This is a genomic window from Micromonospora endophytica, from assembly GCF_003236305.1.
GTDB lineage: Bacteria > Actinomycetota > Actinomycetes > Mycobacteriales > Micromonosporaceae > Micromonospora > Micromonospora endophytica.
In genome coordinates, this window is record NZ_POTX01000224.1 from 1 (window position 1) to 9639 (window position 9639).

Genomic DNA, 9639 nt, shown 5'->3' on the forward strand with positions numbered 1-9639 from the left:
CTGCCGGCGGGCATGGCGTGCTCACCGTCGCGTGCCGCGCCGACGCGCGGCGACTACCCACAGGACCATGCCGCTGACCGTCAGCGCCAGCCCACCCGGCAGCAGCAGGCCTGCGGCCAGACCGCTGGTGGCGCCGCCGAATCCGGTCGCCGGGCCACGGCTGGGCCGCACCTGCTTCACCACCTGGAGCATGGTCGAGGCGGTCTGACCGTCCCGGCATTCCAGCTTGACCCGGTAGTTGCCGGGCAGCGCCCGCTCCTTGACCATTGCCGTCCCGGTCAGCAGGCCGCGCTGCGGCTGCACGGCGACCTCACCGAAGGCGTCCGAGACCACGGTGTCGCCCACCGAGTTGTCGGCACAACTGGCCCGCAGGCCAACCAGGCTGCCCGCCGCCACCGTGGTCGGGCTGACCTCGACGAATACCGCCGGGCCGGGCATCGGTGGGAACGTGGGACCGGGCTGCCCACCCGAGCCGGGCAGCCCGCCCGGGTCCGGCTGGGCCTTGGTGACCGGCCGCCAGGCGGTCCCGTCGACCGGGGCCGCAGCCCGGGCCGGAGCCGCCAGTGCGATCAGGGCGACGGTCAGCAGCGCCGCGAGGGTGAGCAGCGCCGCGAGCGGCGGGGTCGCGAAGGACGCGGTGACCGGCGGCACGGGACGGGTACGAATCACTGCCACGTGCCCCCCTCTCGGCGCGATGGACCAGTCGCCGGGCACCGCCGGGGCACCCGGTCTGCCGTACGGGATGATGGTCTCACCCCCGGCCGCACCGCACATCCGATCCGCCGCGATAGGCTCGTTGCCTTGTGACCACGACCGAACCGTTCCCCGCCGCCGCATCACATCCGGCGCGGCCGATCCGCACCTTCCACCCCCGGCGTGGCCGGATGAGTGGCCGGCAGACGGCGGCGCTTGAGCAGCTCTGGCCGGTGTACGGCCTGCGGGTCGACGATGCCGCCCCGTTCGATCCCGTCAGCCTCTTCGGCCGCCAGGCCCCCCTGGTGCTCGAGATCGGGTCCGGCATGGGCGACACGACCGTCGCGATGGCCGCCGCCGACCCGGATCGAGACTATCTGGCGGTCGAGGTGCACACGCCCGGAATCGCGAACCTGCTGGATCTGGCGCAGCTACGCGGCCTGCGCAACGTCCGCGTCGCCGAGGGCGACGCGTTGGATCTGGTGCGCCTGATGCCCCCTGACGCACTGGACGCGATACACATCTTCTTCCCGGATCCGTGGCCGAAGTCGCGGCACCACAAGCGTCGGCTGATCCAGCCGCCCCACGTCGCCCTGTTGCGCTCCCGGCTCGCCGTCGGTGGCACGCTGCACTGCGCCACCGACTGGGCGGAGTACGCCGAGTCGATGCGGATCACCCTGGACGGCGACCCGGGCCTGGTCAACCGGTATGACGGCTACGCTCCCCGGCCCGCCCACCGACCGGTGACCCGGTTCGAGCGACGCGCCCTGGCCGCCGGCCGCCCGATCGCCGACCTGCTCTACGCAAGGAGGGGCCCCCTGTTAACGCCTGGTGTATAGGAGGGGCCCCCTGCTAACAAACGACCCGACCGGTTGGCGTCCGAGGGTGTGATCCAGGCACCATGGACCGGCCATGACACTCACCGCCGCGCTGCCCAAGACCGCCGACCCCGACACCCTCTACGACGCGTTCGCCAGTTGGGCGTCCGAGCGCGGGCTGGACCTCTATCCCCACCAGGAGGAGGCGGTCATCGAGATCGTCTCCGGCGCGAACCTGATCATGAACACGCCGACCGGTTCCGGCAAGAGCCTGGTCGCCATCGCCGCGCACTTCGCCGCCCTGGCCGACGACCGGACGACGTTCTACACCGCGCCGATCAAGGCCCTGGTGTCGGAGAAGTTCTTCGCGCTCATCGAGGTCTTCGGCGCGGAGAACGTCGGCATGCTCACCGGCGACGCGAGCGTCAACGCCGACGCGCCGATCATCTGCTGCACCGCGGAGATCCTGGCCAACCTGGCGCTGCGTGAGGGCACCCGGGCCGACGTCGGCCAAGTGATCATGGACGAGTTCCACTTCTACGCCGAGCCCGACCGGGGCTGGGCCTGGCAGGTGCCGCTGATCGAGCTGCCGCAGGCGCAGTTCGTCCTGATGTCGGCCACGCTGGGCGACACCAGCCGCTTCGTCGACGACCTGACCCGGCGTACCGGTCGGCCGACCGCCGTCGTCCGCTCGGCCGAGCGGCCGGTCCCGCTGCTCTTCTCGTACGCGATGACGCCACTGCACGAGACCCTCGAGGAGCTGCTGGAGACCAAGCAGGCCCCGGTGTACGTGGTGCACTTCACCCAGGCGGCCGCGCTGGAGCGGGCCCAGGCGCTGATGAGCGTGAACGTCTGCACCCGCGCCGAGAAGGACCTGATCGCCGCCGCGATCGGCAACTTCCGGTTCACCTCGGGCTTCGGCAAGACCCTGTCCAGGCTGGTCCGGCACGGCATCGGCGTGCACCACGCCGGGATGCTGCCGAAGTACCGCCGGCTGGTGGAGACCCTGGCCCAGGCCGGCCTACTCAAGGTCATCTGCGGTACGGACACCCTCGGCGTCGGCATCAACGTGCCGATCCGTACCGTGCTCTTCACCGGCCTCTCCAAGTACGACGGGGTGCGTACCCGGCTGCTCAAGGCCCGCGAGTTCCACCAGATCGCCGGCCGCGCCGGGCGGGCCGGCTTCGACACCATCGGCCGGGTCGTGGTGCAGGCCCCCGAGCACGTGATCGAGAACGAGAAGGCACTCGCCAAGGCCGGTGACGATCCGAAGAAGCGCCGCAAGGTGGTGCGGAAGAAGCCGCCGGAGGGCTCGATCGGCTGGGGCCAACCCACCTTCGACCGGCTCGTCGAGGCCGAGCCGGAGCCGCTGACCTCCAGCTTCCAGGTCAGCCACTCGATGCTGCTCAACGTGATCGGCCGTCCCGGTGACGCGTTCGCCGCCATGCGGCACCTGCTCACCGACAACCACGAGGACGCCGCCGCCCAGCGCCGGCACATCCGCCGGGCCATCGCCATCTACCGGGCGCTCAAAGCCGGTGGCGTGGTGGAGGAGCTGCCCGAGCCGGACGAGACCGGTCGGCGGGTACGCCTCACCGTCGACCTCCAGCTCGACTTCGCCCTCAACCAGCCGCTCTCCCCCCTCGCCCTGGCCACCATCGAGCTGCTGGACAGCGAGTCCCCGTCGTACGCCCTGGACGTGCTGAGCGTGATCGAGTCGATCCTCGACGACCCCCGCCAGGTGCTCTCCGCGCAGCAGTTCAAGGCCCGCGGCGAGGCGGTCGCCGCGATGAAGGCCGAGGGCATCGAGTACGAGGCCCGCCTCGAACTGCTCGACGAGGTGACCTGGCCCAAGCCCCTGGCCGAGCTGCTCGGCAACGCGTACGAGATGTACCGGCAGGGGCATCCGTGGGTGGCCGACCACCAGCTCTCGCCCAAGTCGGTGGTCCGCGACATGTACGAGCGGGCGATGACCTTCACCGAGTTCGTGCAGTTCTACTCGCTGACCCGCTCCGAGGGGCTGGTGCTGCGCTACCTCGCGGACGCGTACAAGACGCTGCGGCAGACCGTGCCCGAGGAGGCCAAGACCGAGGAACTGGTCGACCTGATCGAGTGGCTCGGTGAGCTGGTCCGGCAGGTCGACTCCAGCCTGATCGACGAGTGGGAGCGGCTGCGCAACCCCACCGACCTGCCCGAGGTCGCGGCCGTCCTGGACGACCGCCCGGCCGCGGTGACCCGCAACACGCGGGCGTTCCGGGTGCTGGTGCGCAACGCGCTGTTCCGCCGGGTGGAGCTGGCTGCGCTGCGCCGCTGGGACGCACTCGGCGAGTTGGACGCCGACGCCGGCTGGGACGCCGACGCCTGGGCCGACGCACTGGAGCCGTACTTCGAGTCGTACGACGAGATCGGCACCGGGCCGGACGCCCGCGGTCCGGCGCTGCTGATGATCGAGCAGGGCCGGGAGCGGTGGACGGTGCGGCAGATCCTCGACGATCCGGCGGATGACCACGACTGGGGCATCAGCGCCGAGGTCGACCTGGCCGCCTCCGACGAGGCCGGCGCTGCCGTCATCCGGGTCACCGACGTCGGGCAGCTCTAGCGGAGAAAAATCCCTTCTTCAGGGGCCATCCGGAGTGTCCGGGTGGCCCCTTATCTTCCTTGGGCGATGTCAGAGCCGTCGATTAGAATGTGTGTACTAATCGAGCCCCTGAGCTGGGAGGACGCTCGTGACTGCGCCCACCTCCATCCCCCTCACGCCGTACGCAACCCTCCTCGGTTTCACCAGGTACGTCGACCGCACCGGGCCGACGAAGGCCAACTTCGTCGGCGGTCTGCGCCGCCAGCGAGCGAGCCGCTCCGGCTTCAACCCGCACGGGCAGTTCGTCAAGGCGCTCAAGGCCGACATCGCCTTCCACACCGGCGGCACCCACCTGTCCCAGGTCGCCGACCTGGTCAAGCCGCGCTGGCGTCCGCTCTACCAGCACCTGGTGCCTGGCGCGACGGCCTGGCTGCACTCTCTCGGCGAGCCGACCGGCGTCGACCTGGCCCAGACCCGCGACGCCCTGGCCATGCTCGGCGACCTGCCCGTCAAGATCAACCCCCACTTCGGCATCCGGTACGCCGACGGCCACGCCGAGGCGGTACGCCTGCACTTCGACGAGGCCCCGCCGAGCCAGGAGGCGACCCTCGCCACCCTGCACCTGATGGCCCGGCACATGGACGCGGTCCTGCCGCACGCCGAGCCGGTCCTGGTCGACGTCCGGCGCGGAGTCGCCCACCGGACACCCGCCGACGTCAAGCCCGAGCAGGTCGAGCAGTGGCTGGCCGGCGAGGCAGCCGCATTCCGCGCGATCTGGTCCACCGCCGCCTGACCCGACCGCCGGGGATCAGCCGGCGGCGTGGAATGCAGGCAGCTCGCCGACCGGCACCACGTGCGGGTTGTCGGCGGGCCCGATGATCACCCGCAGCGCCGGAAAGCGCTCGGCGAGCAACTGACGGCACGATTCGCAGGGCGTGTGCAGGCTGCGACCCCGGTCCTCGACAGTCACCAGGGTTTCCAGGTCCGCCACGCCCTGCGTCGCGGCGGTCGCGATCACGATCACCTCGGCGCAGGCGCTGGCGCTGCCGTGCACCAGGTTCACGCCGGAGATGACCCGACCGTCGGCGGTCCGGGCCGCTGCGGCGTGGGTGTGCATGGCGCTGCGACAGCGAAGCTTGGCCACTGCGCTGGCCGCCTGCACCAGCGCCCGGTCGGTGTCGCGCATGGTCATATCGCCGCCCCCGTGCTCGCTCCTGGTCGGTGAGCAACGATAGACCGCCGCTGACCGCGCCGATGCACCAAGACCACGTTCCACGGGTAACCCGGAGGCGGGTCGTCGGCGGGCTGCCTATTCTTGGCGACGACATGCAGACTCCACCCAGTTCCGCCGCGCCCGGCAGCGCGACCGACAGCGCACCCACCAGCACGCCCGACGGCACGCCCACCAGCACGCCCGACGGCACCCCGGACAGCGCGCCCGACCGAACCCCCGACAGTGTCCGCGACCTGCATCGCCGCCTGGCGAACCTGATGTTCCGCGACCAGCGCCAGTTGCGGCGGCGGCTCGACGGGCTGCGGCGGCTGCGCGAGCCGCAGCGGCGCGCGGCGGCGCTGGCGGAGATCGCCACGGACATCGCGCGGGCCGAGGCCCGGCTGGAACGACGCCGGGGCGCGGTGCCGACGATCACCTATCCGGCCGTGCTGCCGGTGAGCGAGCGCAAGGACGACATCGCCGCCGCCATCCGCGACCACCAGGTGGTGATCGTGGCCGGCGAGACCGGCTCGGGCAAGACCACCCAGTTGCCGAAGATCTGTCTGGAACTGGGGCGTGGCATCACCGGGCTGATCGGCCACACCCAGCCGCGGCGGCTGGCCGCCCGCACGGTGGCCGACCGGATCGCCGAGGAGCTGGGCACCGAGCTGGGCGACGTGATCGGCTACAAGGTGCGCTTCACCGACCAGGTCAGCGAGCAGAGCCTGGTCAAGCTGATGACCGATGGCATCCTGCTGGCCGAGTTGCAGACCGACCGGATGCTGCGCCAGTACGACACGTTGATCATCGATGAGGCGCACGAGCGCAGCCTCAACATCGACTTCATTCTCGGCTACCTCAAGCAGCTGCTCCCCCGCCGACCCGACCTCAAGGTCATCATCACCTCGGCGACCATCGAGACGGACCGGTTCGCGAAGCACTTCGCCGACGCCGAGGGCGAACCCGCACCTGTCGTCGAGGTCTCCGGGCGGACCTACCCGGTCGAGGTGCGGTACCGGCCGCTTGTCGAGGTGGTCGACACCGACGAGGAGGAGACGGACGAGGAGAACGTCCGCGACCAGATCCAGGCCATCGGCGAGGCGGTCGAGGAGTTGGCCGCCGAGGGCCCCGGCGACATCCTGGTCTTCCTCAGCGGCGAGCGGGAGATCCGGGACACCGCCGACGCGCTGGGCAAGCTGGTGCAGAACCGGCGGTCGCTGCTGGGCACCGAGATCCTGCCGCTGTACGCCCGGCTGAGCGTCGCCGAACAGCACCGGGTCTTCGCCCCGCACTCCGGTCGCCGGGTGGTGCTGGCCACGAACGTCGCGGAGACCTCGTTGACAGTGCCCGGCATCAAGTACGTGGTGGACCCGGGCACGGCCCGGATCTCCCGCTACTCGCAGCGGCTCAAGGTGCAGCGGCTGCCCATCGAACCGGTGTCGCAGGCCAGCGCCAACCAGCGCAAGGGCCGCTGCGGGCGAACCTCGGACGGCATCTGCGTCCGGCTCTACGACGAGCAGGACTTCGAGTCGCGGCCCGAGTTCACCGACCCGGAGATCCTGCGTACCAATCTCGCCTCGGTCATCCTCCAGATGACCGCCATCGGTCTCGGCGACATCGCCGCCTTCCCGTTCATCGAACCGCCGGACCGCCGCAACATCACCGACGGGGTGAACCTGCTGCACGAGCTGGGCGCGCTCGATCCGGCCGAGGCGGACCCGGCGCGGCGGCTCACCCCGCTGGGTCGGCGGCTGGCGCAGCTCCCGGTCGACCCGCGCCTGGCCCGGATGGTCCTCGAAGGTGAGCGCAACGGTTGCGCCACCGAGGTGATGGTGATCGCCGCCGCGCTGTCGATTCAGGATCCGCGGGAGCGGCCGGTGGAGAAGCAGGCCCAGGCCGACCAGGCGCACGCCCGCTTCGCCGACGCCGAGTCGGACTTCGTCGCGTTCCTGAGCCTCTGGCGTTATCTGCGCGAACAGCAGCGAGCCCTCTCCTCCAGTGCGTTCCGCCGGATGTGCAAGGCCGAGTACCTCAACTACCTGCGGGTCCGCGAATGGCAGGACATCGTCAGCCAGTTGCGCCAGGTGCTGCGTACGCCGAACGCGGACGTGCCCGAGGAGATCGACACGCCGAAGGTGCACCAGTCGCTGCTGCCCGGTCTGCTCTCCCACATCGGGCTCAAGGACGCCCAGAAACACGAGTACCTGGGGGCCCGGGGGGCGAAGTTCGCCGTCTTTCCCGGCTCGGCGCTGTTCAAGAAGCCGCCGCGGTGGGTGATGGCGGCCGAGTTGGTGGAGACCTCCCGGCTCTGGGGTCGGGTGAACGGCCGGATCGAGCCGGAGTGGGTCGAACCGCTGGCCCAGCACCTGGTGAAACGCAGCTACAGCGAGCCGCACTGGGAGAAGAAGCAGGCGGCGGTGATGGCGTACGAGAAGGTCACCCTCTACGGCGTACCGCTTGTCACCTCGCGCAAGGTGAACTTCGGCCGGATCGACCCGGTACTGAGCCGCGAGCTGTTCATCAGGCACGCCCTGGTCGAGGGTGACTGGTCCACCCACCACCAGTTCTGGCGGGACAACCAACGGCTGCTGGCCGAGGTGGCGGAGCTGGAGAACCGGGCCCGGCGGCGGGACATCCTGGTGGACGACGAGACGATCTTCCAGTTCTACGACGAGCGGATCCCCGCCGAGGTGGTCTCCGGGCGGCACTTCGACACCTGGTGGAAGAAGACCCGCCGGGAACGGCCGGAGCTGCTCACCTTCACCCGGGAGCTGCTCGTCAACTCCGGTCGGGGTGGGGTGGACGACACCGACTACCCGGACCAGTGGCGGGCCGACGGGGTGGCGCTGCCGTTGACGTATACCTTCGAGCCCGGCACCCCGGCCGACGGGGTGACAGTCGACATCCCGCTGCCGCTGCTCAACCAGGTGCTGGCGGAGAGCTTCGACTGGCAGGTGCCCGGGTTGCGCGAGGACCTGGTGGTCGCGTTGATCCGCTCGCTGCCCAAGCCGGTGCGGCGCAATTTCGTGCCGGTGCCCGACTTCGCCCGCGCCGCCCTGGCGGCGATCACTCCGGGCGAGGAACCGCTGCTGGACGCGCTGACCCGGCAGCTACGCCGGATGACCGGGGTTACCGTGCCCCGCGACGCCTGGGACCTGGACAAGCTGCCGCCGCATCTGCGGGTCACCTTCCGGGTCCTCGGCGACGACGACAAACCGGTCGCCGAGGGCAAGGACCTGCCGGCCCTGCAACGCCGACTCAAGGCCGAGGTACGCCAGGTGGTGGCCGCCGCCGCGCCGGACCTGGCCCGCACCGGCCTGACCGGCTGGGACATCGGCGCCCTGCCGCGCACCATCGAGCAGGTTCGCGCCGGATACCAGGTCACCGCGTACCCGGCGCTGGTCGACGAGGGCACCGCCGTCGGGGTGAAGGTGTTCGACTCCCCCGCCGAGCAGGAGGCCGCACACTGGGCGGGCACTCGGCGACTGCTGCGACTGACCGTGCCGTCGCCGGCCAAGTTCCTTCAGGGGCGGCTGAGCAACGAGGCAAAGCTGGCGTTGTCGCGCAACCCGCACGGCGGGGTGCAGGCGTTGATCGAGGACACCGCCGGCGCGGCGATCGACAAGCTCATCGCCGACGCGGGCGGCCCGGCCTGGGACGCCGAGGGCTTCGCCGCGCTGCGGGACGCGGTCCGCGCCGACCTGGTGGACACCGTGGTGGTGGTGATGGACCGGGTCCGGGCGGTGCTCGCCGCCGCGTACGCCGTGCAGCAACGGCTGGGCGCGACGAAGAACCTGGCCGTGGTGGCCGCCCTCGCCGACATCCGCAACCAGCTCACCGGCCTGGTGCACGCCGGGTTCATCACCGAGACGGGGTACGCCCGCCTGCCCGACCTGCTGCGCTACCTGACCGCGATCGAGCGGCGACTGGACCGGCTGCCCGGCAATCCGGCCCGGGACAAGTCTCAGCAGGACCGTGTCGCGACGGTCCAGCGGGAGTACGACGAGATGCTCGCCGCACTGCCGCCGGCCCGCCGCAACTCCGCCGCCGTACGCCAGATCCGCTGGATGATCGAGGAGCTGCGGGTGAACGTTTTCGCCCAGGCGTTGGGCACCCCGTACCCGGTCTCCGAGCAGCGCATCTACCGCGCGATGGACGACGCCGAATCCCCGTGACCGCGCCCCGCCTCCGCCACGATCTTGCAGTTTGTGTCCCCGATTTGACCCTTTCTATGGCGTTTCGGCGCGACCGAAAGTGCAAGATCGCGGCAAGCGGGGGTGGGGTCATAGCTGTCTCTTATACAGATCTGACGCTGCCGACGATAAGGCTCGTGTAGA

At 70.7% G+C, this 9639-nt stretch carries 6 protein-coding genes; 4 read left to right on the top strand and 2 right to left on the bottom strand.

Annotated elements, in window-relative coordinates:
- Positions 1–21: 21 nt before the first annotated feature.
- On the bottom strand, positions 22–675 hold the full coding sequence (locus C1I93_RS24460) for a hypothetical protein (RefSeq protein WP_420811748.1): 654 nt from the start codon (positions 673–675) through the stop codon (positions 22–24).
- Positions 676–884: 209 nt separating this feature from the next.
- Between C1I93_RS24460 and trmB the strand changes: the two genes are divergently transcribed.
- The 3 genes from trmB (at position 885) to C1I93_RS24475 (ending at position 4882) form a co-directional block, all read left to right on the top strand.
- Positions 885–1532 carry a tRNA (guanosine(46)-N7)-methyltransferase TrmB gene (trmB, locus tag C1I93_RS24465; RefSeq protein WP_212808720.1) on the top strand — a complete coding sequence of 216 codons (648 nt, stop codon included), beginning with the start codon at positions 885–887 and terminating at the stop codon, positions 1530–1532.
- Between the two features lie 73 nt (positions 1533–1605).
- Entirely contained in the window at positions 1606–4110 is a 2505-nt protein-coding gene (locus C1I93_RS24470; RefSeq protein ID WP_111245638.1) for a DEAD/DEAH box helicase, read from the top strand.
- A 127-nt stretch (positions 4111–4237) separates the two neighbouring features.
- Positions 4238–4882: a hypothetical protein gene (locus tag C1I93_RS24475; protein WP_111245639.1), complete on the top strand. Its 645-nt coding sequence runs from the start codon at positions 4238–4240 to the stop codon at positions 4880–4882.
- Between the two features lie 15 nt (positions 4883–4897).
- Here C1I93_RS24475 and C1I93_RS24480 read toward each other — a convergent pair whose 3' ends face one another.
- Positions 4898–5275 carry a cytidine/deoxycytidylate deaminase family protein gene (locus tag C1I93_RS24480; protein WP_223256357.1) on the bottom strand — a complete coding sequence of 126 codons (378 nt, stop codon included), beginning with the start codon at positions 5273–5275 and terminating at the stop codon, positions 4898–4900.
- Positions 5276–5415: 140 nt separating this feature from the next.
- Between C1I93_RS24480 and hrpA the strand changes: the two genes are divergently transcribed.
- A complete protein-coding gene (hrpA, locus tag C1I93_RS24485; protein WP_223256356.1) occupies positions 5416–9477 on the top strand; it encodes an ATP-dependent RNA helicase HrpA in 4062 nt (1353 codons plus the stop codon).
- Positions 9478–9639: the final 162 nt, after the last annotated feature.